Raw genomic sequence first — 24,675 nt, 5'->3', positions numbered from 1 at the left:
GGCCCTCTCTCCTCATCTTCCCCGCGGCGCGTCTCGCCGCAGGACGGAATTGGCACCTTCCCCACCAGGGCCTCAACAGCTTGAGCTGCGGCTTTATCTGGCAGGAGGGTTGCCGGGACTTCAACGGGCCGTTCCCTCAGTCCCTCTGGATGAGCTCTCTGGCGATCCGGGCGCCGCAGCTCGCTGCGGCTACTGCCCGGAAGGCATTTGTAGTGCCAACCGTTGTACCCGCCGTGCGGCGGCTACTGGTCGTCCCCAAGACTGTAACCGAAGCCCCGCCCACCGATCACTGGTTGTCCGCGAGGCGAGACACCCGGTACCGCCGAAGCTCCGGTATCAACATCCGAGGAGTCCCGTGCTTGACGAGGTCGCCGACTGGCTGCGCCGCCGCTCCTGGGCGGCCGCCGACCGACCACTGCCGGAGCTGCTCGCCGCCAAACGGGCGAGCGGCGCCACCGTCAGCGTGGTGCTGCCCGCGCTGGACGAGGAGGCGACCGTCGGCGGGATCGTCGCCACCATCCGGCGCGAGCTGATGGAGGCCGTGCCGCTGGTGGACGAGCTGGTCGTGGTCGACTCCGGCTCCGCCGACCGCACCGGACAGGCGGCGGCCGCCGCCGGGGCCAGAGTGGTGCACCGGGACTCGATACTCCCCGAGCTGCCCGCCCTGCCCGGAAAGGGCGAGGTGCTCTGGCGCTCACTGCTGGTGACCAGCGGCGACCTGGTCTGCTTCATCGACGCCGACCTGCGCGAGTTCGACCCCGCCTTCGTCTCCGGGATCATCGGACCGCTGCTCACCGACCCCGACGTGGCCTTCGTCAAGGCGATGTACGACCGGCCGCTGGAGACCGACACCGGCAGCATCCCGGCCGGCGGCGGCCGGGTCACCGAGCTGGTCGCCCGCCCGCTGCTGAACCTCTACTGGCCGCTGCTGGCCGGCTTCGTCCAGCCGCTCGGCGGCGAGTACGCGGCCCGGCGCACCCTGCTCGAACAGCTGCCCTTCCCCATCGGCTACGGCGTGGAGCTGGGCCTGCTGGTGGACGCCCTGGAACTGGCCGGCCTGGACGCGCTGGCCCAGGTGGACGTGGGCGTGCGGCACCACCGGCACCAGGACTCCCAGGCCCTGGGCCGGATGGCGGCCACCATCCAGCTCACCGCCCTGGACCGGCTCACCCGCAGCAACCGGCTGAAGGCGGCCGAGGACCTGGCCAGCCCCACCCTCACCCAGTTCACCCGGACCGCGTCCGGATTCACCCCCGCCACGGTCGACCTCTCGACCCTCGACCGCCCGCCGATCGCCACGCTGACCGGCCGGGACGTTTGACCCCACTCCGCACAGGCAAGGCTCTGCATCATGGTCAACGCACGCCCGTCCCCATCGCACCAGGCACGGATTCTGCTCGCCTCCAACCGCGGACCCATCTCCTTCACGGTGGAGGACGACGGCACGCTGACGCCCCGCCGGGGCGGCGGCGGGCTGGTCTCCGGCCTCAGCGCCATCGGCGACGACATCGAGTCGGTGTGGGTCTGCGCCGCACTCACCGAGGGCGACCGCGCCGCGACCCGGCAGGGCAAGCTGGGCGACCCGTCCGTACGCATGCTGGACATCGACGCCGGCACCTTCGCCCGCGCCTACAACGGCATCGCCAACTCCACCCTGTGGTTCGTCCACCACCTGATCTACAACACCCCGACCACGCCCGTCTTCGGCGCCTCCTTCCGTCGCGAGTGGGCCTCCTACGAGGCCTACAACACGGCCTTCGCCGAAGCCCTGGCCGAGGCCGCGGCGCCCGGGGCGACCGTGCTGGTCCAGGACTACCACCTGTCACTGACACCCCGGCTGCTCCGCAAGCTGCGTCCGGACCTGCGGATCGGCCACTTCTCGCACACTCCCTGGGCCCCGCCGGACTACTACCGGCTGCTGCCCGACGACATCGCCAGGGACGTGCTGGTCGGCATCCTCGGCGCGGACCGGGCCGGGTTCCTCACCCGCCGCTGGGCCTCGGCCTTCGCCGACTGCTGCGAGGCCGTCCTCGGCGCGGAGGTCGACCGGGCCGCGATGACGGTCACCCACGACGGCCGCACCACCCGGCTCGGGGTGCACCCGCTCGGCGCCGACGGCGACTTCCTGCGTGAGCGGGCCCACCGGCCCGACGTCGACTCCCGGCTCGCCGCGCTGCGGGAGGCCGTGGGCGACCGCCGCACCATCGTCAGGGTCGACCGCACCGAACTGTCCAAGAACATCGTCCGCGGCCTGCACGCCTACCGGCACCTGCTGCGGACCCGCCCCGAGTGGCTGGACCGGGTCGTCCACATCGCCTTCGCCTACCCCTCGCGGCACGACCTGCCGGAGTACCGCGAGTACACCGCCTCGGTGCTGCGCACCGCCGTGGAGATCAACGACGAATTCGGCACCCCGACCTGGCAGCCCGTCCTGCTCGCGGTCGACGACGACTTCGCCCGCTCCCTCGCCGCGTACCGTCTCGCCGACGTGGCCCTGGTCAACCCCATCAGGGACGGGATGAACCTGGTCGCCAAGGAGGTCCCGGTGGTCTCCGACGAGGGCTGCGCGCTGGTCCTGTCCCGGGAGGCCGGCGCGTTCGAGGAGCTCGGCGACGACGCCGTCACCGTCAACCCGTACGACATCATCGCCACGGCGGAGGCCCTGCACACAGCCCTCACCATGCCCGCGGCAGAGCGCGCGGACCGCTGCAAGCGGCTGGCGGCGGCGGGGACGGCGCTGCCCCCGTCGGCCTGGTTCCTGGAGCAGTACCAGGCCCTGAAGGACGATCAGCTGCAGGAGTAGTTGAAGACGGCGGTGCCGGTGGCGGAACCGGGCGAGGTGATCTTCAGCGTCGCCGTCCCCTGGAAGTCGCCCTGCCCGGTCACGGTCCACCGCAGCGGGAGCTGCACCTGGTGCACACCGGACGCGACGGACTGCGTCAGCGCGCCGCTGACGGTGCCGTCGCTGCGGACCCACTGGTAGTCGACCGTGCCGGACCCGCCGTTGGTGTGCAGGGTCGCGGTGATCAGCTCGGTCTGGCCACAGGTCAGACTGGGCTTCTCCGCCGCCACCGTCACCGAGCTGATCGACACCGGGGTGGCGAAGTGCTGCCAGAGCAGGAACCCCACGACGGCGAGCAGCACCAGCCCCGCCAGGAGGTAGCGCCCGGGGCGGCGCCGCTTCTCCTCGGTGCGACCGTGGTGGACCGCGGCCTCCGGGCCGGGGGCGTTGCCCTGCCACACGTCGATGGTCCGCGCGGTCCTGGGGTCGGGCACCCCGGGCCCGAACCGGATCAGGCTCTCCGCCGAAGCCTCCTCCTCCGGAGGCGGCACCGGCGCGAACACCGACGGCGCCGCCTCGAACCCCGCCGCAGCGGTATACCCACCGAGATGCACCGTCCCGGTGTCCGGCGGTGCCGCCTCCCCGAAGCCGCGGAGGTGCATGGTCCGTCTGTCGGGCGGGGGCGCGTCCTGGGGTTCGTCGTATGGGTTCATCCGATCGGGCACCCTTCAAAGCTGCTGGTACTCGGACTCAGTTGCGATGTGGGGCTGCTGAGCTGCGCCCCCATGGTGGAGTTGCAGTACTCACGACTGAATTGGTACGGAGCGAAGGCGACGCGCACATACCGGGTCTTGCCGGAGAGCGTCAGCGTCTGGCTGTGAAGGACCGTGTTGCCCGCCCCTGTTGCGGGGCTGACGAACCAGCTGACCGTCACCGTGACCGGGCCGGGGCCGTCGGTCGAGAGATTGGCCACGGCATCCCCGAGGTAGCTCGTACTCACCTGGAAGACATCGAAGGTCAGATCCGTGACATGGGTGACCACCGGCGGGGCCGTGGTGGGCGGAGCGGTGGTCGGCGGGGCGGTCGTGGGTGGGGCCGTCGTGGGTGGGGCGGTGGTCGGCTTGGTGGTGGTCGGGGCGGCCGTGGTGGGTTGGGCCGAGGTCGGGGCGGGTGTGGTCGGTGCAGCGGTAGTCGGGGTGGTTACAGAGGCCGAAGCCGTGGGTGAGGGTGTGGCAGAGGCCGAGGCCGAGGGGGTGAGGGTGACGGTCACCGGTGGGGAGGAAGGCGAGACGCTGGTGACGACGATGGGGGCCGGGTCGGCCACCGTGGTGGTGGAGCTGCCGCCTATGACGCCGGAGGCGTAGCCCCCGCCGAAGAGGCCCAGGATGACGCCGCCCGCGAGACCCGCGACCAGCACCCGCTTGCGGATGATGCGGCCCGCGAGGCCCCCGCCGAGCCCCGCCCCGGCTCCCGCTCCGGGCCCTTCGCCCAGCGTGGTCTTCGCCAGCGCCGTCGTGCCGTCCGGCAGGCCCCCCGCCGAGGGGAACAGCAGCGGCAGCAGTGCCGCAAGCGCGGCGAGCTTCCGCTGGCCCCGCTCCTCCCAGTCCTCGCCGTAGGCCGTACCCGCGACCGCCTCCAGCTCGGCGACGAACTCCGCCGCGCTGTCCGGCCGCTCGTCCGCCGTTTTCGCCAGGCCGCGCCGGATCAGCGGTCGGACCGGTTCCGGCGCCTCCTCGTCCGGGATCGGCGCGGTGGTGTGCTGCACCACCAGCTCGGCGAACTCCGTGCCCGGGTAGGGGCGGTGGCCGGTGAGGCACTCGAAGAAGGTGGCCGTGGCGGCATAGACGTCGGCGGCAGCGGAGGCCGGGTCGCCGGCCCACTGTTCGGGCGCCATGTAGGGCGGGGTGCCGGCGACGCTCCCGGCGTCGCCGTTGCGCACGGCGATGCCGAAGTCGACCAGCTTGGACGAGCCGTCAGCGGCGACCAGGACGTTCTCCGGCTTGTAGTCCCGGTGCACCACCCCCATCGCATGGGCGGCGGCCAGGCCCAGCAGCGAGCCCTTGAGCACCACCAGCGCGGCCTCCGGACCGGTCGCCCCGGCCTGCCGCAGCAGTGCCCGCAGGGCGATGCCGTCGACCAGCTCCATCACGATGGCGGCGCCGTGCGGGCCCTCCACGTACTCCCACAGCCGCACCACATGCGGTGTGTCGAGGTCGCCCAGCAGCCGCGCCTCGCCGCGGAACTCCTCCAGGAAGTCGGGGTCGAGCCGCAGTTCCTCCCCCAGGTACTTGATGGCGACCGGCGTGCCGGTCTCCTCGTGCAGCGCCAGTACGACGCGCCCGCTCGCTCCTGCGCCCAGCTCCCGGGTGTCCCGATACCCGGGTACGTTCCATTCCATCGTCGCTACCCCCATGCGTCACACGGGAAGGTAGTGCCTCAGGGGTCGCTCCGGAGCGCTTGAAATGGCACTGTTATCCGGCGTCCGGCCCTTCGTTGACGGATTGTCACTCCACGAACCAATCCTGTCGGTCAGCAGCCCAGGGCGTCGGCCAGCGCTTCGAGCAGAGCTACCACGCCCTCGGGACCGGTCACCACCAGATCGGCGCGATCGGCGATGACCCGGACCGGAGGCTCGCCGGTCGTGGGCGCACTGCACACGAGTAGGCCGTCGACCGTACCCGCGGCGCGCAGAGCGTCGACCGCGTCGTAGGCGGCGAGGTCGCCGAGGTCGTCACCGGCGTAGAGCACCGAGGCGGCGTCGTGCTCGCGGAGGAAGGCAGTGAGGGCGACGCCCTTGTCCATCCCCGGGGGCCGCAGCTCCAGCACCATCCGCCCCGGCTCGACCGCGAGCCCGTGCCGGGCGGCGGCGGCCCGCAGCGGCGCGTCCAACGCGGCGAGGGCGGCGTCGGGGTCGGCGGTGCGGCGGGTGTGGACGGCGAGGGCGTGGCCCTTGTCCTCCAGCCAGACCCCATCCGGCGCGTCGGCCAGCAGGCCGGGCAGCTCCCGCCGCAGCGCGGTGATGCCGGGCAGCTCCTCGGGGGTCCGCAGTTCGCCGCTGGCAGCGTCCCAGCGCTCCAGGCCGTACTGGCCCAGCACGGTCAGGTGCTCCAGACGAGGGACCCCGACGAACCCGCCGTACTCCACGGCGGTGGCCGCAGGCCGGCCGGTCACCACGGCCACCGCAGCGAGGCGCGGCGCGAGGCGCGCCAGCGCGGGGACCACACCGGGGTGGGCCCGGGCCTGCTCGGGGTCGGCGACGATCGGCGCGAGGGTGCCGTCGAAGTCGAAGGCCGCGACGGCGCGCGCCGGGTTCTTCCTGATCGCAGTGAGACCGGCTTCGCCGGCGGGGGACGTGGGTTCGGGGAGAGCCATGTGTCCGACCGTTCATCGATTTCCGCTGCTTCGTGCCTGTTCCGGACATTCTGCCTGCTCGTGACCAAGCCATCCGGCATGGGAGCAATCTGGCGGATCATCAGGGCAGTTGTTCGAAAGCCTGGTTCACTGATCTCCGACCCGACGGGACAGCGGACAGACAAGGAACACCGAACAAATGAACAGAGTGAAGAAGCGGGCTGCGCTCGCGCTCGCCCTGGCCACCGTGCTCACCGGCGCCACCTGGGCAACCGCCGCCGCCGGGACGACCACTCCCACCACCAAGTCCGCGATCTCGCCGGCAGTGACCGGCACTCCGCTCGCCGCCACGCTGCTCATGCCCGACGCGCCCAGCCACGTCAGCGCCGTGCTGAGCTACAGCGGCGCCGCCGCCGTCCCGACGGCACGGGGCAAGGCGACCTTCGCCGACCTCGTGATCAGCCGAAGCGTCGACCCGGTCACCGTCTTCCTGCACCAGCGCGTGGTCACCCAGGCGACCCTGAGCAAGGGTGTGGCGCTGGTCCTCACACCCGCCGGGGCCACCCAGCCCACGACGAAGATCACGCTGGGCGGAGTCTCGGTCACCTCGGACCAGTTCTCCGGAGCCACCGGCTCGATCCCCCAGGAATCGGTCGCCCTCCACTACACCGCCATCGAGGTCGACTACTACACCGCCAACGGCACCGGCGGCTTCAACGACGCCAAGATGTGCTGGGACCTCACCACCCAGACCGCAACCTGCCCCACCCCGGTGCACTGACCTGAACGTTCCCCGCGCCCCCGAGGCACAGCAGGGGCGCGGGGAACTGCGCGACAAGCCATGCACGACCTGCACAATCCCGCTAACGACGAGCCCGCCGCGCCTCCCGCAACCGTCGCAGCCGATTGACCAGCACCGGGTCGTACGACACAGCCGCAGGCCGGTCCAGCAGCCCGTTCAACACCTGGTAGTACCGCACCGGAGCAAGCCCAAGCTGCTCGCGTATAGCCGCTTCCTTCGCCCCAGCCGTCCGCCAGGCCCGAGCCTCCAACGCCAGGACGGCGCGATCCCGATCAGTGAGTTCGTCCACCCGCCTAGCCCTTCCGCTCCGTATGACGATACGACCTGTCATTCTGCCGCCCGGGTACTTCCTCAATCCGCACACCGATGCGACAGGGGTACACCATGATGGATGCCGTGCTCACCACCGAGTATGACGGCTGCGGGATGTGCCTTGTGGGAGTGGATACGTCTCTCCCGCAAGACTGACGCGACCAGCTCCCCGGAGCGGCAAGGTGGACAGATCTTCACCGCGGTTGCGGAGGTTGGTGGCCACACCATCGCGTGGGCCGAAGCTGGAGGTGTCAGGGGCAACCGACCCCCTCAAGCGTCCGGGTTTCGGTCCATGGCTGCGCGAGGAAATGGGACCGTACAACGGCATCGCAGCCGCGAGCGTGGACCGGGTGGGCCGCAACGTTCGGGACACTCTCAACACGCAGGACCTTCTGACCGGCCAAGGCAGGAAGATCATCACGGCGGACCGCGCCGGAGTATGGGACTTCAGCAACCCGAACGACGAGAACGAGTGGCCCATCAAGGCGTGGGGCTCACAGATGGAACTGAGGGCGATTCAGAAGCGCAACAGCGACGAGGCTGTGCGTGCGCGTGAAGCAGGCATACCCAAACAGAAGCCGTCATACGGCTACAAGTTCGTGCGTCTGGTCCCCACAGGCAAAGTCGACCACGTTGAAATCGACCCGGTTGCCGCCGAGATCATTCGTGAGGTGGCGGAGCGCATCCTCACCGACGAAACCGGCAAGATCACCTACGCCACGGAGGCCACTCATCTCACCCGGGAAGGAGTGCCCTCCCCCACCGACCGACGAGCGCAGCTTTACGGTCGTCCGCTGGCTGGCTCCCAATGGAACGCCAAGACCGTCCATTTCATCCTCACAAGCGAGGCAGCCTTGCGCTACCTCATGCGTGGTGGCCGTCCGGTGGTCGGCAAGGATGGACGCCCTGTCCGGTTGGCTGAACCGCTGTGGGACCGCGCGACCCGAGACGCGCTGACCAAGGCCACCGCTCCCAAGCCCCGACGGCGTCCCTTGGCGTGCAACACCGCTGCTTCAGGGGCGCGTAGTCCCTGCCAAGGGGGCGGGACCTCTGGTAGTCCCCGTGGTGTCTAGGGCGGGGATGAGTGGTCCGGAGGTCCCGTTGTCGCAGAAGTCTGTCAGTGGTCGGTCCAGCACCTTAGCCCCGGATGTGTACGCGCCGGGCCATCTGGGCGAGTTGACGCAGATCATCGACTCCGAGTTGGTCGATGCGGTCCTTGAGGAGACGGGCACACGGGAGCGGAGGCTGCGGCTGCTTCCGGCACGGGTCGTGGTGTATTTCGTGCTGGCCCTCGTGTTCTTCGAGCGCTCCTCCTACCGAGCGGTCTGGGACAAGCTCACAGCGGGCCTGATCGGCTCCCGGGGGCCCTGTCCGTGTTCCTCCTCTTTGTCGCGGGCCCGGCGCCGACTGCGCAGTGAGCCGCTGCGCCGGCTGTTCGACGTGCTGGCCGGCCCGGTGGCCGACCGGAGCCAGGCGTGCGCGCTCTACCGGGGGCTGCACCTGGTGGCAATCGACCGTACGACCCTGTCGGCACCCGACGAGGAGGCCGTGACCTGGTACTACCGCAAGCACATCGGCACGCTCCGCACCTTCGGCCATCCGCTGGTGCGCCTGGTGGCCATCGTCGAGTGCGGGACCCGCGCCTTTCTGGGCGCGGCGTTCGGGTCCGACCGCATCGGCTCTGCGCCACGCCCTTGCCGACGGCTCCTACCTGACCACCATCTGCAGCCGCGAGCACCGGGCCGGACGCGGATACGGACGGCTCGAGGTCCGGGTGATAGAGGCACGGGTCGCTGTCACCCTGGCCGATGGGACCCGGCATACCGAGCTGTGGCGCCTGCTGACCAACCTGCTCGATGACCAGCGCTACCCCGCCGTCGACCTGCTCGAGCCCTACCACCGCAGGTGGCAGGCGGAGACCTGCTACTTCTCATTGAAATCCACGATCCTCGACGGAAGGGTCCTGCGCTCGCGCAGCGTCCCGGGCCTGGACAGGAAATCTTCGCGCTGCTGACCACGTACCAGGCGTTGATCCGGACGGCCGGTGACATCGCGTTCGCCACACCGGGCCTGTCCGCCCAGCGGATGAGTTTCACCGTGCTGTTCCAAGCCGCGGCCGACCAGATCATCACCGCTCAGAGCCAGAACGCGGTCGACCCGGCGGTATCCCTGGTCGGGCCCATCGGGCGGGCCGTGCTGGACAACCTCCTGCCCGGCCGGACAGCACCCTTGACACCCCACCTCCCGGCTAAAGGCACCGGTGTTGCACGACAAGCGACACGATCCCAATTAGGGCGCGGAGGTGAGTCCGGGGCCGGTGTGCACTCCTCTGACGCCGCCGTACGGATTGTCGAACAGGCGTTTGCGTCCGGGGAGCTGTGTGCGCCTAGCGCTCGGCAATGCCGCCCTTGTAGGAGTAGAAGGTGATGAGCGGGCCGACTGCGTGGCGACGTTCTACTCGTACAACGGTGGTACTACCGAAGGCAGCGACCTCGATGCGCCCCAGTTGCACTCCGTCGATCGTGCTAACGGTCGTCGCTCCGCCCGCGTACCGCCGGCAAGACCGCCAGGAGAGGCAAGAATGGGGCCAGGAAGCCTGTGACCTCGACAATGTTCTGATGGCCCACGAGCACCAAGAGCAGAGCGCTCGCAAGCAGGATGGCGAGACTGGCGAGGAAGACCAACAGGCGGGTCCTGCGATCATTGGGTTTTGCTGGAGTTTTTGGCAAGGCGGGATCACGCGCTGGAGGCATGGGGGCCCAATCGCGGGTAGTGGGAATGCGGAAGTTTGAGCGAGGCGCTGCGACGGAAGGGCAGATGCCTCAATGTTGCACTCGGCGAAAAGATCAAGAAATCGCCGGTCTAGCTCCACTCCATTGGCATGAATACACAGGTCAAGCACGCAGACACTGGTTACACCCTGGCGAGCTTGGTGATTCGTTTCGCGCTTTGGGGCAGCACGTCACCCGAGGCGACTTTTGGTCGTCCCTTCCACTGCGTGTCGGCGTGTTCGTAGATGTAGCAATGGTCACAGGCAAGATCGCAACGACTGTGGAGCTTCACAACGAACTGACGATAAGGAACCACAGCGTCCGTGTGCGTGGGTACCGATGGGGAGCCCGCGGTGATCAGACGCTGGAAGCAAAAGCAGCGACCTCGATGTTCTTGCGACCGGTCTCCTTAAGCACCCGGCCGAGCATGGTGGTGGCCGACTGACCCTCACGCATGGCGTCATCGGCCAGTCGAGCCAGAGGACGTCGCCCAGCTTCGGCGCCACGGTCGACAGCCGACTTCTTGATCGTTCCTGCGGACATGTTCATGGGGGCCCAATCGCGGGTAGTGGGGAATACGGAAGACTAGGCAGCCTTCAAAACGCGATCTTAGTGCTTCGACTCCGTATTCACATATCACTCCAGGCCTACCGGAGTTTCCACGCGCGTTTAGGCATGCCTGAGGCTGTGTTGAACGGCAACATCCTAGGGCCGTGGCGCAAGAAGATGAACTGATTCAGGCCACTCACGACAACATTATTCGCCACGCCAGGTACCTTTGATCATTGGTAACTCCAGCTCGATCAGTGTGGAGACCTGCACTTTCCTCCTCTCCTGGCGTACTTGATCTTTCTCTCTCAGTGTCCGAGCCATGTCCTGAATACCGTACAGATCTGTCGCCCTCATCGAGTCGGCCTGCCAAAGCATCCCGTCGGTCACGATGACCATCAGACCCGCCCACCTGAGCCCAGAGTCTCGATTGGGCTGCTCAGCCCTTGCCGGGGCCGTGGGACCGAGGGAGTGAGCCTTTTCCGACTTCAGGCTGATGCCGCGGGGTGGAGGGTGAGGACGGCCTGGACGATTTTGGTGATGCGGGTGGTACCGCAGCGGAGTTTGCGTAGGAGCCGCCAGGCTTTGAGGGTGGCCATGGCCTGTTCGCCGCGTGCGCGGATCTTGGCGTGGGAGGCGTTGACGGCTCGCTGGCCTTCGGAGAGCTTGTCCCAGCGGCCCCGGTAGGGGACGCGGACGGTGCCGCCGGCTCCTTGGTAGGCCTTGTCCGCCCAGCAGCGGATGCCCGCCTGGGCCAGGGCGGCGGGGATGTTGTGGGTGCGGGCGGCCTTGATGTCGTGGACGGCGCCGGGCAGCGCGGGTGAGGCCCAGAGCAGGCGGCCGAACGGGTCGGTGATGACCTGCACGTTCATGCCGTGCTTCTTGTGTTTGCCGGAGTAGAAGGGCCGGCCGGCGGCGATACGGTCGATGGGCCGCAGGGTGCCGTCCAGGATCACGAAGGCTTTGGTGGCTGCGGTTGTGACGGCCTGTTCGAGGCTGGGGGCGAGGGCGGACAGGACATCGACGGCTTCGCGGATGTAGCGGTAGACGGTGGCGATGCCGATGCCGAACGCGGCGGCCAGTTGGCTGTAGGTGTCACCGCAGCGCAGGTGCGCGAGGGCGGGCAGGGCCTGACGCCCGGGTGTCAGGCGCCGCCACCGGCTGCCGATTTCCCGGCGGCGCCGACGCAGGTGACGGGTGAGGAACTGCAGGGTCGAACTGGACAGGGAGATCCCGGACGGGTAGACAAGCACCGAAGCTCCTGGCGGTGCGGATGTTCTTGGTCGTGAACCCGTCTACCAGGAGCTTCACTGCGTTGTACAGCTCTCGTTCGCTGCAGCGCAAAAGAGCCCCGAACCCAACAGTGGGCTCGAGGCTCTAGTTCGTCAGCTCAGGCGGGGAGCAGCAGACCTGCCGCAGAGCCTTCAACGACCGTTCCGGCCACCTTAAGTACGACCTGGCACTTCCGCTCTTCACTCATGATGTTCCTCGTTTCCTCGACGTGATGGTTTGGGTTCTCTTGCTTCGAATTTCCTAGGGCAAAAACCACGAACCTGATGACCACCGCGACCGAAACGAGCACGAGGAAGGTTGCTGGGGGAATCGAACCCCCTGCTCCTGCCCCTAGCCTCAACTGACGACGCGTGGACTGTATCACCAACTGCCGATGAAGCAGTGTTCACGTAGGTCATGGGCCGCCCCCGGGCCGTGCAACGTTAGCCAAGCGGACACAACGATGACAACCGCCGACTGCTCCCCCGTCCCTCCCTGTCAGCGGCACCACAGCTCGTCTGTCGGTGGTGAGTGCAAAAATTTTCGAAGGATGAAACGAGGAGACCACTTTGGGCACCTGGAACACCGGCCCCTTCGACAACGACACTGCCGCAGATTTCGCCATCTCACTGGACCAGGCCGACGCGGACGACCGCGAAGCACTGGTTCGCGGCGTGCTGACCCGCACTGTCAGAACCACCGGGCACGTGACCGAATGGGAAGAGGCAGTAGCCGCCACAGCGCTGATCGCAGCTCAATGCCCTGGCGGTGAGCCGATCGCCTCTGGCCACGGCCCAGAGGAGCCGATGCCAAGCTTCGCCGCCGACCTTCGTCCGCTCGCCACGGAGGCCCTCGAACGCATCGCCAGCGACGAGTCCGGGCTGACCGAAGCATGGGTCGATTCAGGCGATGGGCGCGAGTGGCTCGCAATGATGAACCGCCTACGTTTGATCCTCACCCTGCCACCGCCCTCGCACGACATCCCACTCTTCGACATCTGAGTCGATGCACTCACTCGGTCGTCCGAGGACCCAGAACAGAGGTGTTGACGATCCATAGGGGTATCGGGACGGCGGCGGGGACCATCGTGGTTCCTGCGGAGCTGAACCCACCGCCCCCGCCGGCCGACGCGCAGCGCCATCAGAGCCCAGCTCAGGGCCGCTACTCGCCAGCATCGGCTTAGCCGCCCTCCACCGCCCGCGCCAGAAGATGAGCCAGGCGGCACGCACCGTATACGGTCGCCTTGAGACGCACCACACACTGTCCATCGGCCCGCGTGTTCGCCGTCGCCCGCGCATGTTCCCGATCCAGGCCGACCGCGAACTGGGCGAGGTTGAGTGTCTCCGCCGCCCCGTCCGCCTCGCGCCCCGCCACATAGTCCACCCCCAGCAGCCGCAGCCACTCGTCCGGGTCGAGGTCGACCATGAACGCCGCCGCCTCGTTCTCCTCTTCGTACGCCATCCGTGTAGCCCTCCCGAGTCCTGAGAAACACTCAACTCTCTTGTGCAGGGCCGAACGCACGCACGAACGCCCCGGTAGGATCACCACCAGGGTTCGCACCCGGACCACCCCTATCCCGCCAAGGTTTGCGGGTGGTCCGGTTCCCTAACTCTTCGGTTGTTGATCACCTGGCGGACCCTGGCCCCAGACGAGGACCGGGACCAGGGTCCCGTCCCGTGCGCAGCAGAGGCCGTCCACCGCGCGCGGGAGTTGCACGGAGCAGGCCAACCAGGCGGAAGGCCGGGCATCGCAATGGGGTCTGCTCCGTCGGTGGCCACTCTCTCCCTCAAGAGCGGTGACCACCGCCCACCCGTGGACCCGCCTGTGCGACAGGTGCCGTCGTGGCGGGTTTCTCAGGCAGGTCGTCTTGTGGCCTCACCGTGGCGAGCGGCTTTCGCCAGCTCGTATCGGGTGCCATGCGTGCACCGGGTGCGCCTGGCCGTGGACGGTGGCCAGCCGTCCGGCCGCAACGCACACCCAGCAGCGGCAGTAGCCACAGCGGAACATCGAGCCGCGTCCGGCGATCCGTCAGGCTGCTGTCGGCAATCGCATCTTCAGGACCAGCTCCTCATCCGGCTGCGCAAGTTCTGCTCGGCAACGCCAGCAGACAGCTGCTCGCGCTCGGTGGCCGCACGCACTTGTGCGGGCATTGCCTCCCATTCCTCGCCCCAGCGGGGCGGGCGCAGGTACAGGCGGCCGTCACGAACATCGGTCACGATGCCGGTCAACCCTGAACAGGTGTCCACGATCACCGCGCCGATCCCAAATACCGGCGTGCCCTCATCGGTCGTCACAGTCCCCGCCCCCACATCCCCGAGCCGTACCCGGCCTCTCGCCGCAACTGCTCCTTGAAGGCGTAGGCAGCGCTGAAGCTGAACCAGCGCAATGGGAGGCCGTCCGAGCCCTGTGCCACCTCGCCATCGACCGTGACCCGCCACACCATTGCCGCGTGATCGAAATCGGCGCAGAACGACACCGGAGTGACCCGAGACGCCAGCTCAGCATCCACGGAAACAGTCACGACGCACTCCTCTCTCCCAGAAGCGATCATGTGATCCGGCCGCAAGCGGATCAGCACGTCCGGGGCAACCATCCGTCCCTGGTCAGCAGGTCGGCGGAGATCGCTTGCATCCCGGCTCCCCCAGAGTCGCCCTCCGACAGGTCTGATGGAACGCAGCCGGGGGTACCCCATCGGACGAAACGGGGTACCCCGTAACCCCGTTCGGCCATAGCCTGAAACCCGGCATTTCCGATGCACGGGGCGAGCAATGACCGAACACGCGACGCGCGGAATGCACTACCCTTTGACCATCTCCGACGAGTTACTGAACAGCCCGGCCATGCAGCAGGCGTGTGCGAACCGGGATATCCAGGAAATCTTTCGCCTCGTCAACAGGCGCGCGGGGGCCAGTCAGGCCGACATTGCCGCTGCCGTCGGCAAGATGACCAGCGCCCGCATCGGCGACGTGATCCGGGGCGACCGCAGGATCCGGGGACCCCAGGTGATCGAACGCATCGCTGACGGACTCGGGATCCCCGGTCACCTCCTGGGACTGCCAGCACGCCCCTGGGAGACCCACGCCTCCGCCCTCTCAGCGCCGCCTGTGCCCGCTGTTGAGACGTGGGAGCTGCTCGACACGCTCACCCGCTCCGAGGTCAGCGCAGAGGCCCTGGCGGCCCTAGAGGCCGCTGTCTTCACCAACGCGACTCTCTATCCCTCCTCGCCACCCGGGCAGCTCCTCCCGCAGATGGTCCAGCAGCTGTCAAAGATCCAGCTGCTCCTGGACCGGCCGCAGTCCCTCAAGACCCGGCGCAAGGTCGTCCAATTGCTCGGCACCCTGGCGGGGCTGGCGGGCAACGCCTTCATCGACGTCAACGACATCAGCCAGTCCGCCGCCTTGTTCCACGTCGGCCAGATCGCAGCGCAGGAAGCTGAAGACGCCGCACTGATGGCGTGGCTGCTGACCATGCAGAGCATCGGCCCGTACTTCTCCAAACGCCCCGAAGAGGCAGTCGCCCTCCTCGCCCAGGCACAGGCCCTGTCCGCCTCAGCCCCCGCCCGCCGACGAGCCTGGATCAACGCCAACCTCGCCCGCGCACACGCCGCCGTCGGCAACCAGACACAGACCCTGGAAGCCCTGAACAGGTCCGCTGTCGACCTCACCCAAGCCGAGGACCCCGGCGGCATCGACTTCTTCAACGCCGCACGCTTCGACGGCATCGCAGGCAGCAGCATGTTGCTCATCGGCGACTTCATAGAGGCCGACCGCCAGTTGTCCGCCGCCGTCGACAAGCGAGACGCAGGCGATGCCAAGGGCCGCGCGCTGCTGACGTTCGATCTCGCGCAGTGCCGGATCGGACAGAACGAAGTCGAGGAAGCCTGCCGCCTTGCTCAAACAGCCCTCGACATGGCCCAAGACAGCATGGTGCAACCGATCATCAACCGTGCCAACGGGCTACGCTCGCAACTGGACCCATGGCAGACCAGCACCGCAGTTGCAGCGCTCACGGAGCGGGTAGCGGACACCTCGGCACAACCGACCATCTGAGGAGAACCACGTGCAGTGGGAGAGCCACGGGCGACGCCTGGTCTACGCCAGCGACTGGGTCAACGTCTGGCTCGACGACGTCGACATCCCCGGCATCGGCCGAGTCGACCACCACGTCCTCACCATGCCCCGAGCCTCCACCACCGCCGTCGTCACCGACGACCAAGACCGCATGCTGCTCATTTGGCGGCACCGCTTCATCCCCGACACCTGGGGTTGGGAGGTCCCGGCCGGCTGGACCGATCCCGGCGAGGAACCCGCCGAGGCAATCCGACGCGAGATCGAGGAGGAAACCGGCTGGCGCCCAGGCCACATCGCCCCGATGACCAGCTACAACGCGTTGAGCGGCCTCTCCACCATGCGCTTCAGCAGCTTCCACGCCACCGAATGCACCCACATCGGCGCACCAACCGACCTCAGCGAGTCATCCCGAGTCGAGTGGATCCCCACCGATGACGTGATCAAGCTCGTTACCGAAGGGGAAGTTGCCGATGGCCCCTCGCTGACCGCAATCTCCTACTACCTCGGTCCGTACCGGCTGGCGAAGCGCCGAGAAGACTGAGGTGCGCGGCAGAAGGATTCGGCGCAGCGTGTGAGTGACCCGACAGATTCTTGTCCCCGTGTCAGTTCCGGACGAAGAGATCCGCGAAATTGGGGAACTCCTCGGCGGCTCGACTTTCCGCGCTAGTGCAGGTCTGCCGGTTGTCCGGGGCGAAGCGCCCAGCGATGCGTATCAGTTCGTAGTTGGCGGAATCCTCTAGCCGACCGTCGATGCCCTTGGGGTTGAACGCGTCGGCCAGGAACCACAAGAAGTCGGCGAGGCTGGCGGCGAGGAGTTGAGGAGCACCGTAACCGATGCTCACGACGGGCTGGTCCTCGATCGCCGCACCCGGCCGGACGAGCCAGAACGCGGTGTAGTCGATCTCATCGACGCAGGTTTCGCCGAAGACGAGGAAGTCGTTCGGCGTGGCTCGACCAGGAGCGACGATGTCACGGATCCACAGCACCGTCATTTCGACGGGCAGGAAGCCCGGCAGAAAGCGCAGCCCCGCACCGTCCAGCTCAAGAGGTACATCAGCCAGAGCACGCAGGGCCTCGGGCATGAGTTGCCCGTCGCTCGAATCCATGCCCGAAAGAGTACGCGGCGACCATGGATAAGCTGCCTCACGAGCCGAAGCCCTGCCCCCTCGCAGCACCCCTAGCTCGGGGGCTCAGAGCCCGGGGAGGGTATACATAGTGGAAGTTTCCGCCCGGGTACGACACACAGTGCTGCTGCCCGGCCGCCTCCCCCGGAGGCTAGCGTCGAGGCTATGACCAGCACGAGCTTCGCCGTACACGTCCCGGACGCCGACCTGGAGCCCGACCCGCTCGACCCGTCGCAGATCATCGCGGGCAGCCCCGAGGTCTCCGGCAAGGTCCTGTGGGAGTCGGAGGACGGGCAGCAGATCCGCGGGATCTGGCAGATCACCCCGGGCACGGTGAGCGACACCGAGGCCAACGAGCTGTTCGTCGTCGTCAGCGGCCGGGCCACGATCGCCGTCGAGGGAGGCGACACCTTCGACGTCGGCCCCGGCGACGCCTGCGTGCTGCGCGAGGGCGACAGGACGGTGTGGAAGGTCCACGAGACCCTGCGCAAGGCCTACCACATCACCCTCGGCTGACAAGCGGACACAGAAGCGCGGGTCCCGGCGACTCTGCCGGGGCCCGCGCTTCGCCGTTCCGCGATCCGCTACTTCACGGACCCGGAGGTCAGCCCGGAGACGACCTTGCCCTCGATCAGCGCGAACAGGATGATCACCGGGATGGTGGCGATCACCGAGCCGGCGAACAGGTGCTGCCAGTCGGTGGAGTACTGGCCGATGTAGTCGGACGTCTTGACCGTCAGCGGCTGCTTGTCCAGGGACGAGATCAGGGTCAGGGCGACGATGAACTCGTTCCACGCGGCGATGAAGGTGAAGATGAGCGCGGTGACGATGCCGGGCATCGCCAGCGGGATGATCACCCGGAACATGGCGCCGACCCGGCTGCAGCCGTCGACGACCGCGGCCTCCTCGATCTCCTTGGGGATCGCGCCGAAGTAGGCGTTCAGGATCCACACCGCGAAGGCCATGTTGAACCCGGCGTTCACCAGGATCAGCGCCCAGACCGAGTCGATCATGTTGAAGGTGAGGAACTCGCGGTAGATGCCGACGATCATCGCGGTGGGCTGGAACATCTGGGTGATCAGCACCAGCAGCAGGAACAGCTTCTTGCCGCGGAAGTCGCGCCGCGCGGTGTAGTACGCGGCCGGGATCGCCACCAGCAGCACCAGCGCGGTGGAGCCGACCGCGATCTCCAGGCTCACCGACAGGTTGGTGCCGAGCCCGGTGGACCAGATGTTGGTGAAGTTGGAGAAGTCGAAGTGGTGCGGCAGGTAGTTGCGGTCCTTGATCTCCCCCGCCGGCCGCAGCGCCGTGATGACCATTTCCAGGTACGGCAGCAGGAAGATGAGGCCGATCACATAGGCGCTGCCCGCGAGGACGATCGTCCTGAGCCGCGGCAGGTTGCGACGCGGAGCGGCCCCCCGGGCGGACCGCGCGGGCGCGGCGATGGTTTGGGTGGTCATGTCAGTCCTCCGCGGAATTCCACTTGGACGCCCGCAGGAACAGCAGGACGATCACGATGATGAAGCCGAAGTTGACCACCGACATCGCCGCGGCCTCGCCGATGCTCGACTGCTTGAGCTGGTACATGAAGATCGTGGTGGTCGCCGACTGGCTGCCGGGGCCGCCACCGCTCAACTCCCAGATGATCGGGAAGGAGTTGAAGACGTTCATCACATTGATCAGGGCCGCCACCAGCAGCGCGGGGCGCAGCAGCGGCAGGGTGATCGACCAGTAGGTCCGCAGCGGGTTGGCGCCGTCGAGCTTGGCCGCCTCGTAGACGTCGGACGGGACCGCCTGCAGGCCGGCCAGCAGGGCGTAGGTGGTGAACGGGATCGAGACGAAGACCGCGACGAAGACCGCGCACCAGAACGCCGTGGTCGGGTCGCCGAGCCAGTTGGTGTCGTTGGTGTTGAAGTTCTTGACCACGCCGAGCTGCTTCAGCAGGACGTAGACGACGCCGTTGTTGGGGTCCAGCATCCACTTGAAGATGATGGAGGTCATCACCACGGAGGCGGCCCAGGGGGCGATCAGGGCCCAGCGGGCGAACCGGCGGCCCGGGAACTCCTTGTTGAACAGCTGGGCGACGCCCAGCGAGATCAGCACCGTCATCCCGACGACTGCGACGACCCAGATGACCGTGCGCACGACGACTCCGCCGAGGTCGGCCTCGGCGAAGAGTCTGGTGAAGTTGTTCCAGCCCGCGGAGCCGATCAGCACGCCCAGTGAGGAGTAGTGCTCGCGGGAGGTCTGGAACATCGCGATGACCGGCCAGATCACCACGAAGAGGATCAGGCCGATGGCCGGTCCGATCCAGGGCAGCGGCGCCAGCGCCCGTACCAGTGCACCGGTTCGGCGCGGTTGCCGGCGTGGTGCCCCACCCGGGTCGGGAGCCGACCCCCGCACGCTGGCCTGAGTCGTTTGCGTCATGGTCTTCTCCATGCGGTGCGCGCCGGAGGCCGGCGCAGCGAGAGGATTCGCTGCGTCGGCCGCCGGCAGTGCGGACTTCGTGCGGACGGACTAGTTGTTGCTGGCGAAGGTCTGCAGGGCGCCGAGGACCGTGGCGGGGTCGGTGCCCTGTGCCGCGGTGCCGATGGTCTGCTGGATCTTGGTCTTCACCGTGTTCCAGTTGGAGTTGGACGGGTAGACCACCGCGTTGGGGACGGTGGCCAGGAAGCCGGCCGCGATGGGGTCCGAGGCCGAGAGCGACGTGGACGCGCTGGTCGTGGCGGGCAGCAGCGAGTACTCCTTGTCGAACTGGATCTGGTACTTGTCGGCGTAGGCGAAGTCCAGGAACTGCTTGATCTGGGCCGCGTGGCCGCCGGCCTTGAACGCGGTGACGTCGTCGTGGACCGCGAGGGCCTGGGTCAGCGGGCCGGTCTTGCCGGGCATGGTGGTCACACCGTAGTCGGCACTGGTCAGCTTGCCGGCCTTGGTGATGGACGGGATCAGCGCACCGGACCCGCCGGCCATGCCGACGGTGCCGTCGGCGAACGCCGCCCAGGTGTCCTTGGTGCGGTTCACGGTCGCCGGGCTGGGCTCGGTGTCGCCCGCCTTGACCAGCTGGGTCAGGAACTTGAAGGTCTCGATGTTGGCCGCCGAGTTGATGGCGTACTTGCCGGAGGCGTCGACGTAGCCGCCGCCGTTGCCCAGCATCCACAGGAAGGACTCGGCCTGGGCCTCCTCGGGGCCGAGCGGCAGGCCGTAGCCGATGGTGCCGTTGCCCAGCGCCTTGATCTTGGCGGCGTCGGTCTGGATGTCGGCCCAGGTCTTCGGCGGGGAGGCGATCTTGGCCGCGGCGAAGAGCTTCTTGTTGTAGAACAGCGCGCGGGAGCTGGTGGTGAACGGGGCGCCGTAGGCGACGCCGTTGGAGTCCTCCTGCTTGGCGAACACCGGGATCAGGTTGCTGATGGTGCTCGCCGACATCACGTCGGTCAGCGGGTAGAGCAGGTTGCTCGCGGCCAGCTCCTGCGGCGCGTCGCCGAGCAGGATGTCCGGGTACTGCTTGTTCTGCAGCTGGGTGCCGACCTGGTCCCAGTTGGTCCAGGCGACGGTCGTCACCTGGACGGTGATGGTCGGGTTCGCCTTGTGGAAGTCGTCGGCGATGCCCTGCCAGTACGTCTGGGAGCTGTCCGGGCCGCCGGCCGTGCCGTAGTCGGGGGCGAGCAGCTTGAGGGTGACGTTGCCGCTGGCGCTCGACCCGGACGACTTGGAACTGCTGCTACAGGCCGAGAGGGCCATCACGCCCGCGACACCGAGCGCAGAGAGTGCAAGCAAACGACGCTTCACTGGAACTACCGCCTTCGCAGATGCGAACCCGGTCCTGGCCGGGTCCGAATGTGAGTCCAAGGTCGGCAGTGGTGCCTCGAGATCTGCCGTCCCTGTTGTGTCGGTCAGTCTGGCCACGCGTCCCACAAGAGGTCTACACCATTTACCGAATCGCTGGACTTCGTTGCAGCCCTTGCAACGACAATTCGGACAAAGGGTCTGAATATCCCTCAGCCATCGCGCCCTGGACGGCATCCAGATGTCCTACAGTGACGATCGCGCAGGTTCTCCTGATGAATTTTGTGGAACAGCCTTGCGGAATCGACAGGCCCGTGACCTGCGGTTCCACTTGGTCTAGACCACAGCGCGGGCCGAATCGGCATCCGCGCAGCTCAGGACGGTGACACTGTCGGGTGACGTTCGGTAGTGGCACGGCAACAAATCCCCCGATTCCGGCCCAGTTCCGGGTTGGACCAGACCAATCCGCAAACTGGACTAGACCTCTACTCCCCTGGAAAGGGAGACTGTCCCCCGTGAAGCACGTCATCGCACTCGATGTCGGCGGGACCGGCATGAAAGCCGCACTCGTCGCCCAGGACGGCACCCTCCTCCATGTGGAGCGCCGTCCGACCGGCAGGGAGCAGGGCACCGACGCGGTCGTCGCCGGCATCCTGGACTTCGCCGCGCACCTGCGCGACGAGGGCCTGCGCCGCTACGGCACCGCCGCGGCGGCCGCCGGCGTCGCCGTGCCCGGGACCATCGACGAGGAGCAGGGCATCGCCCTGTTCTCCGCCAACCTGGGCTGGCGCGACCTGCCTTTGCGCAGGCTGCTCGGCGAACGGCTGAATCAGTGGCCCGAAGGGCATCCGAATAAGGGTGGTGGTGGGCGACGGGCGGGCCACGGCGAGCCGTTGCCGGTGGTGCTCGGGCACGACGTCCGCACCGGGGCCTTCGCCGAGGGACGGATCGGCGCCGGCAAGGGCGCGGACCGGTTCTTCTTCGTCGCCCTGGGCACCGGGATAGCCGGCGGTTACGGCATCGGCGGACGGATCGACGCCGGCGCCCACGGCAACGCCGGGGAGATCGGCCACATCGTGATCCGCCCCGACGGACCCCCCTGCGGTTGCGGGGCCCACGGCTGCCTGGAGACCCTGGCCTCCGCCGCCGCCGTCACCCGGGCCTGGGCCGAGGCGAGCGGCGACCCGGACGCCGACGCCGCCGACTGCGCCCGCGCCGTCGAGGCCGGCGACAAGCGCGCCCAACAGGTCTGGGCCGACGCGATCGCGGCCCTCGCCGACGGCCTGATCGTGGTGCAGAGCCTGCTGGACCCCCGCACCGTGATCCTCGGCGGCGGTCTCGCCGAGGCCGGAGAAACGCTGTTCACACCCCTGCGTGCCGCGCTCCAGGAACGGATCACGTTCCAGGTGCCGCCCACGCTCGTACCGGCGATGCTCAAAGACACCGCCGGATGCCTGGGCGCAGGGCTGCTCGCCTGGGATCTGCTCTCACTGGAGGTGACCGCGTGAGCAACGCGGACCGCACTGTGCTGACCGGGGCCAGGCTCGTCCTGCCCACCGGCGTCGTCGAGAACGGACGGCTGACCGTCGAGAACGGTCGGATCTCGGATGTCAGCGGCGCCGACGTCAGCAGCTCCGACGGCAGCCCGACTCCGCCGGCCGGAACAGCACCTCTGCTCGACCTCCGTGGCTACACCGTGGTCCCCGGCTTCGTGGACATGCACGTCCACGGCGGCGGCGGCGCCTCCTACGCCTCCGGCATCGCCGAGGAGGCGCTGGTCGCGGCCCGTACCCACCTGGAGCACGGCACCACCACCACCGTCGCCAGCACCGTGACCGGGGAGATCGACGAGCTCTGCCGGCAGGCCTCGGTGCTCAGCGAGCTGGTCGAGGACGGGCTGCTGGCGGGGGTCCACTTCGAGGGCCCTTTCATCAGCATCAACCGCTGCGGCGCGCACCGGCCCGATCTGTTGCGCGACCCGGACCCGGCGCTGGTCCGCAAGCTGGTGGACGCCGCCCGCGGCACCGCGAAGATGGTCACCCTGGCCCCCGAGCTGGAGGGCGGGATCGAGTCGATCCGGCTGCTCAAGGAGCTGGGCGTGATCGCGGCCATCGGCCACACCGACGCCCACTACGACAAGGTGCAGCAGGGCATCGAGGCCGGCGCCACCGTGGCCACGCACCTGTTCAACGCGATGCCGGCGATCGGCCACCGCGCCCCGGGGCCGATCGTGGCGCTGCTGGAGGACGAGCGGATCACCGTCGAGCTGATCGGCGACGGCGTGCACCTGCACCCCGCCGTCATCGACCTGGCGATGACCGGCGCGGGCCTAGACCGGGTCGCGCTGATCACCGACGCCATGGCGGCGGCCGGCTTCGGCGACGGGCTCTACCCCCTCGGTCCGCTCCAGGTCCGGGTCGAGGACGGGGTGGCCCGGCTGGTCGAGGGCGGTTCCATCGCGGGCAGCACGCTCACCCTGGACGTGGCCTTCCGCCGCGCGGTGGCCGTGAACGGGATCTCGCTGGTCCGCGCGGCCCAGGTGCTGTCGCTGAACCCGGCGCGGCTGCTCGGGGTGGCCGACCGGGTCGGCTCGATCGAGGTCGGCAAGGACGCCGACCTGGTGGTCCTGGACGACGCCCACACGTTGGTGGCGGTGATGCGCCGGGGCGAGTGGGTGGTCGGCGCGGAGCGGTTCCGGGCCCCGGCCCAGGTCTGACCCGCCGTCGTCCGCCGCTTCCGGATGCACCGAAGCCCCCGCGGCAGCAACCGCGGGGGCTTCGACGTCAGGAGCCGGTCGGGGCTACGCCCAGGGACGGGTCTTGTCCTTGGTCACCCCGAGCTGATCGATGTTCACATTGCCCTGCCCGGCGCCGCTGTCGCTGATGACGATGGTGTTGCTGCCGGACTTCAGGGTCACCTGGGTCCAGGAGGACTGCCAGGCCTTGTCCCAGTCGTTGGCGCTGGTGAAGTTCCTCAGGTTCATCGGCGAGCTCTTCGCCGTGCCGTTGACCGTGATCGTGGCGGCGCTGTCGGAACCGGCGTTGGCGTAGTGCACCCACAGGTAGTAGGTGCCGTCGGCGGGGGCGGTGACGGTCCAGGTGATGCTCTGGCCCTGCGCGGTGAGCGGCACGAAGCCGCCGTCCGCGGAGGACGCTCCCTTGTGGTTGTTCATCGCCGTGGCGCCGCCGCCCAGGGTCAGCTTGTCGGCGTCCGCCGGGGCCGGGAGCGCCCCGCTGGCCGAGGCGGAGGCGGACGGCGAGGCGCTGTCCGAACCCTGGCTCGACGCGCCGGTGGAGGCGGCCGCGCTGGTGCCGGCGCCGACGCTGGCCCCGACCGGCTTGCCGTTGTTGCTGAACACCGCGACACCGATGCCGATCGCCACGGCCGCGATCACCGCCACCGTGCCGTACATCACTCCGCGACCGCCGCTGCGTCCGCCGCCGCTCCGGGCCCCGGCCCGGCCGCCGGGCGGCGGAGGCTGGAAGCCGGGCTGCGCAGCCTGGTAGCCGGGCTGCGGCGGCTGGTAGCCGCCGGGAGCCGGCGCCCGGTACTGCGCGGTCGGCTGGTCCTCGTACACCGACTGGCCCTGGTAGCCGGGCTGGCCGGGCACCTGCCCCTGGCCGGGCCCCTGTTGGGGCCGCGGCTGGCCGTACTGGGTCCGGCCGACCTGGGTGGCGTGCTGGTACGAGGTGCGCGGTACGCCGGGAAGCGGCGCGGTCTCCGGAGCGGCGCCCCCGTCGGCCCCCTCGCCCCGGTACAGGTAGGCGAACGGGTCGTCGTCCTCGGGCACGCCTTGGTTCTCGGGCGACATCGAGATATCAACTCCCCAGCAGTGGAAGACCGTCCGCTCCCGCACAAG

27 protein-coding genes and 1 riboswitch are annotated in these 24,675 nt (G+C 68.5%); of the genes, 12 read left to right on the top strand and 15 right to left on the bottom strand.

Going from position 1 to position 24,675, the window contains the following annotated elements; translation table 11 throughout:
* Positions 1-9 precede the first annotated feature (9 nt).
* Positions 10-156, bottom strand: a riboswitch (SAM riboswitch).
* Between the two features lie 199 nt (positions 157-355).
* Positions 356-1,321, top strand: coding sequence for a glucosyl-3-phosphoglycerate synthase (locus ABH941_RS22455; RefSeq protein ID WP_370131204.1), 966 nt, complete (start codon positions 356-358; stop codon positions 1,319-1,321).
* A gap of 30 nt (positions 1,322-1,351) precedes the next feature.
* The gene (locus ABH941_RS22450; protein ID WP_370131203.1) at positions 1,352-2,803 is read left to right on the top strand and encodes a trehalose-6-phosphate synthase; all 1,452 of its coding nucleotides are present in this window, start codon (positions 1,352-1,354) and stop codon (positions 2,801-2,803) included.
* On the opposite strand, the gene ABH941_RS22445 is transcribed toward ABH941_RS22450, so the two are convergent.
* The 3 genes from ABH941_RS22445 to otsB all read right to left on the bottom strand — a co-directional run bounded on the left by ABH941_RS22445 (position 2,788) and on the right by otsB (position 6,154).
* On the bottom strand, positions 2,788-3,495 hold the full coding sequence (locus ABH941_RS22445) for a hypothetical protein (protein ID WP_370131202.1): 708 nt from the start codon (positions 3,493-3,495) through the stop codon (positions 2,788-2,790). The genes ABH941_RS22450 and ABH941_RS22445 overlap by 16 nt on opposite strands.
* Positions 3,492-5,180 carry a serine/threonine-protein kinase gene (locus ABH941_RS22440; RefSeq protein WP_370131201.1) on the bottom strand — a complete coding sequence of 563 codons (1,689 nt, stop codon included), beginning with the start codon at positions 5,178-5,180 and terminating at the stop codon, positions 3,492-3,494. The genes ABH941_RS22445 and ABH941_RS22440 overlap by 4 nt, the downstream gene beginning before the upstream one ends.
* A gap of 131 nt (positions 5,181-5,311) precedes the next feature.
* Entirely contained in the window at positions 5,312-6,154 is an 843-nt protein-coding gene (gene otsB / locus ABH941_RS22435) for a trehalose-phosphatase (protein WP_370131200.1), read from the bottom strand.
* A gap of 178 nt (positions 6,155-6,332) precedes the next feature.
* Between otsB and ABH941_RS22430 the strand changes: the two genes are divergently transcribed.
* Positions 6,333-6,914, top strand: a complete 582-nt coding sequence (locus tag ABH941_RS22430) for a type VI secretion system tube protein Hcp (protein ID WP_370131199.1) — start codon at positions 6,333-6,335, stop codon at positions 6,912-6,914.
* Positions 6,915-6,996: 82 nt separating this feature from the next.
* On the opposite strand, the gene ABH941_RS22425 is transcribed toward ABH941_RS22430, so the two are convergent.
* Positions 6,997-7,266, bottom strand: coding sequence for a DUF3263 domain-containing protein (locus tag ABH941_RS22425; protein WP_370131198.1), 270 nt, complete (start codon positions 7,264-7,266; stop codon positions 6,997-6,999).
* Between the two features lie 196 nt (positions 7,267-7,462).
* On the opposite strand from ABH941_RS22425, the gene ABH941_RS22420 reads away from it, so the two are divergent.
* Genes ABH941_RS22420 through ABH941_RS22410 form a run of 3 tightly spaced genes read left to right on the top strand, consistent with a single transcriptional unit; the run spans position 7,463 to position 9,261 of the window.
* A complete protein-coding gene (locus ABH941_RS22420) occupies positions 7,463-8,320 on the top strand; it encodes a recombinase family protein (RefSeq protein ID WP_370131197.1) in 858 nt (285 codons plus the stop codon).
* Between the two features lie 7 nt (positions 8,321-8,327).
* The gene (locus ABH941_RS22415; RefSeq protein WP_370131196.1) at positions 8,328-9,107 is read left to right on the top strand and encodes a transposase domain-containing protein; all 780 of its coding nucleotides are present in this window, start codon (positions 8,328-8,330) and stop codon (positions 9,105-9,107) included.
* Positions 9,022-9,261: a hypothetical protein gene (locus ABH941_RS22410; RefSeq protein WP_370131292.1), complete on the top strand. Its 240-nt coding sequence runs from the start codon at positions 9,022-9,024 to the stop codon at positions 9,259-9,261. Before ABH941_RS22415 ends, ABH941_RS22410 begins: the two co-directional genes overlap by 86 nt.
* 1,114 nt (positions 9,262-10,375) lie before the next feature.
* Here the strand turns inward: ABH941_RS22410 and ABH941_RS22405 are convergent.
* From ABH941_RS22405 to ABH941_RS22395, 3 genes are all read right to left on the bottom strand, one after another.
* Positions 10,376-10,567, bottom strand: a complete 192-nt coding sequence (locus ABH941_RS22405) for a hypothetical protein (protein WP_370131195.1) — start codon at positions 10,565-10,567, stop codon at positions 10,376-10,378.
* A 207-nt stretch (positions 10,568-10,774) separates the two neighbouring features.
* Positions 10,775-10,966 (bottom strand): hypothetical protein, encoded by a 192-nt coding sequence (locus ABH941_RS22400; RefSeq protein WP_370131194.1) that lies wholly within the window; start codon positions 10,964-10,966, stop codon positions 10,775-10,777.
* A gap of 89 nt (positions 10,967-11,055) precedes the next feature.
* Complete coding sequence (locus tag ABH941_RS22395) at positions 11,056-11,820, bottom strand: transposase family protein (protein WP_370131193.1); 765 nt, start codon at positions 11,818-11,820, stop codon at positions 11,056-11,058.
* A gap of 588 nt (positions 11,821-12,408) precedes the next feature.
* Between ABH941_RS22395 and ABH941_RS22390 the strand changes: the two genes are divergently transcribed.
* On the top strand, positions 12,409-12,840 hold the full coding sequence (locus tag ABH941_RS22390) for a DUF4259 domain-containing protein (protein WP_370131192.1): 432 nt from the start codon (positions 12,409-12,411) through the stop codon (positions 12,838-12,840).
* Positions 12,841-13,018: 178 nt separating this feature from the next.
* Here ABH941_RS22390 and ABH941_RS22385 read toward each other — a convergent pair whose 3' ends face one another.
* The 3 genes from ABH941_RS22385 to ABH941_RS22375 form a co-directional block, all read right to left on the bottom strand.
* Positions 13,019-13,300 carry a hypothetical protein gene (locus tag ABH941_RS22385; protein ID WP_370131191.1) on the bottom strand — a complete coding sequence of 94 codons (282 nt, stop codon included), beginning with the start codon at positions 13,298-13,300 and terminating at the stop codon, positions 13,019-13,021.
* 593 nt (positions 13,301-13,893) lie between these two features.
* Positions 13,894-14,133, bottom strand: a complete 240-nt coding sequence (locus tag ABH941_RS22380; RefSeq protein WP_370131190.1) for a hypothetical protein — start codon at positions 14,131-14,133, stop codon at positions 13,894-13,896.
* Positions 14,130-14,360 carry a hypothetical protein gene (locus ABH941_RS22375; protein ID WP_370131189.1) on the bottom strand — a complete coding sequence of 77 codons (231 nt, stop codon included), beginning with the start codon at positions 14,358-14,360 and terminating at the stop codon, positions 14,130-14,132. Before ABH941_RS22375 ends, ABH941_RS22380 begins: the two co-directional genes overlap by 4 nt.
* Positions 14,361-14,607: 247 nt before the next feature.
* On the opposite strand from ABH941_RS22375, the gene ABH941_RS22370 reads away from it, so the two are divergent.
* Positions 14,608-15,888, top strand: coding sequence for a helix-turn-helix domain-containing protein (locus ABH941_RS22370; RefSeq protein ID WP_370131188.1), 1,281 nt, complete (start codon positions 14,608-14,610; stop codon positions 15,886-15,888).
* A gap of 10 nt (positions 15,889-15,898) precedes the next feature.
* Positions 15,899-16,450 carry an NUDIX domain-containing protein gene (locus tag ABH941_RS22365; RefSeq protein WP_370131187.1) on the top strand — a complete coding sequence of 184 codons (552 nt, stop codon included), beginning with the start codon at positions 15,899-15,901 and terminating at the stop codon, positions 16,448-16,450.
* A gap of 61 nt (positions 16,451-16,511) precedes the next feature.
* On the opposite strand, the gene ABH941_RS22360 is transcribed toward ABH941_RS22365, so the two are convergent.
* Positions 16,512-17,015 (bottom strand): hypothetical protein, encoded by a 504-nt coding sequence (locus tag ABH941_RS22360; protein ID WP_370131186.1) that lies wholly within the window; start codon positions 17,013-17,015, stop codon positions 16,512-16,514.
* 183 nt (positions 17,016-17,198) lie between these two features.
* Between ABH941_RS22360 and ABH941_RS22355 the strand changes: the two genes are divergently transcribed.
* The gene (locus tag ABH941_RS22355; RefSeq protein WP_370131185.1) at positions 17,199-17,549 is read left to right on the top strand and encodes a cupin domain-containing protein; all 351 of its coding nucleotides are present in this window, start codon (positions 17,199-17,201) and stop codon (positions 17,547-17,549) included.
* A gap of 68 nt (positions 17,550-17,617) precedes the next feature.
* Here ABH941_RS22355 and ABH941_RS22350 read toward each other — a convergent pair whose 3' ends face one another.
* The 3 genes from ABH941_RS22350 to ABH941_RS22340 form a co-directional block, all read right to left on the bottom strand.
* Positions 17,618-18,493, bottom strand: a complete 876-nt coding sequence (locus ABH941_RS22350) for a carbohydrate ABC transporter permease (RefSeq protein ID WP_370131184.1) — start codon at positions 18,491-18,493, stop codon at positions 17,618-17,620.
* Position 18,494: 1 nt separating this feature from the next.
* Positions 18,495-19,460, bottom strand: coding sequence for a carbohydrate ABC transporter permease (locus ABH941_RS22345; RefSeq protein ID WP_370131183.1), 966 nt, complete (start codon positions 19,458-19,460; stop codon positions 18,495-18,497).
* Positions 19,461-19,550: 90 nt separating this feature from the next.
* On the bottom strand, positions 19,551-20,807 hold the full coding sequence (locus tag ABH941_RS22340) for an extracellular solute-binding protein (protein ID WP_370131182.1): 1,257 nt from the start codon (positions 20,805-20,807) through the stop codon (positions 19,551-19,553).
* 524 nt (positions 20,808-21,331) lie between these two features.
* On the opposite strand from ABH941_RS22340, the gene ABH941_RS22335 reads away from it, so the two are divergent.
* Positions 21,332-22,324 (top strand): ROK family protein, encoded by a 993-nt coding sequence (locus ABH941_RS22335; RefSeq protein WP_370131181.1) that lies wholly within the window; start codon positions 21,332-21,334, stop codon positions 22,322-22,324.
* Positions 22,267-23,532 (top strand): N-acetylglucosamine-6-phosphate deacetylase, encoded by a 1,266-nt coding sequence (gene nagA / locus ABH941_RS22330; protein WP_370131180.1) that lies wholly within the window; start codon positions 22,267-22,269, stop codon positions 23,530-23,532. Before ABH941_RS22335 ends, nagA begins: the two co-directional genes overlap by 58 nt.
* Before the next feature lie 84 nt (positions 23,533-23,616).
* On the opposite strand, the gene ABH941_RS22325 is transcribed toward nagA, so the two are convergent.
* Positions 23,617-24,627, bottom strand: a complete 1,011-nt coding sequence (locus ABH941_RS22325; RefSeq protein WP_370131179.1) for a CBM35 domain-containing protein — start codon at positions 24,625-24,627, stop codon at positions 23,617-23,619.
* Positions 24,628-24,675: the final 48 nt, after the last annotated feature.

It is taken from the genome of Streptacidiphilus sp. EB103A (assembly GCF_041261405.1).
Classification (GTDB): Bacteria; Actinomycetota; Actinomycetes; order Streptomycetales; family Streptomycetaceae; genus Streptacidiphilus.
This window is presented reverse-complemented; position numbering and strand designations above follow the sequence as displayed.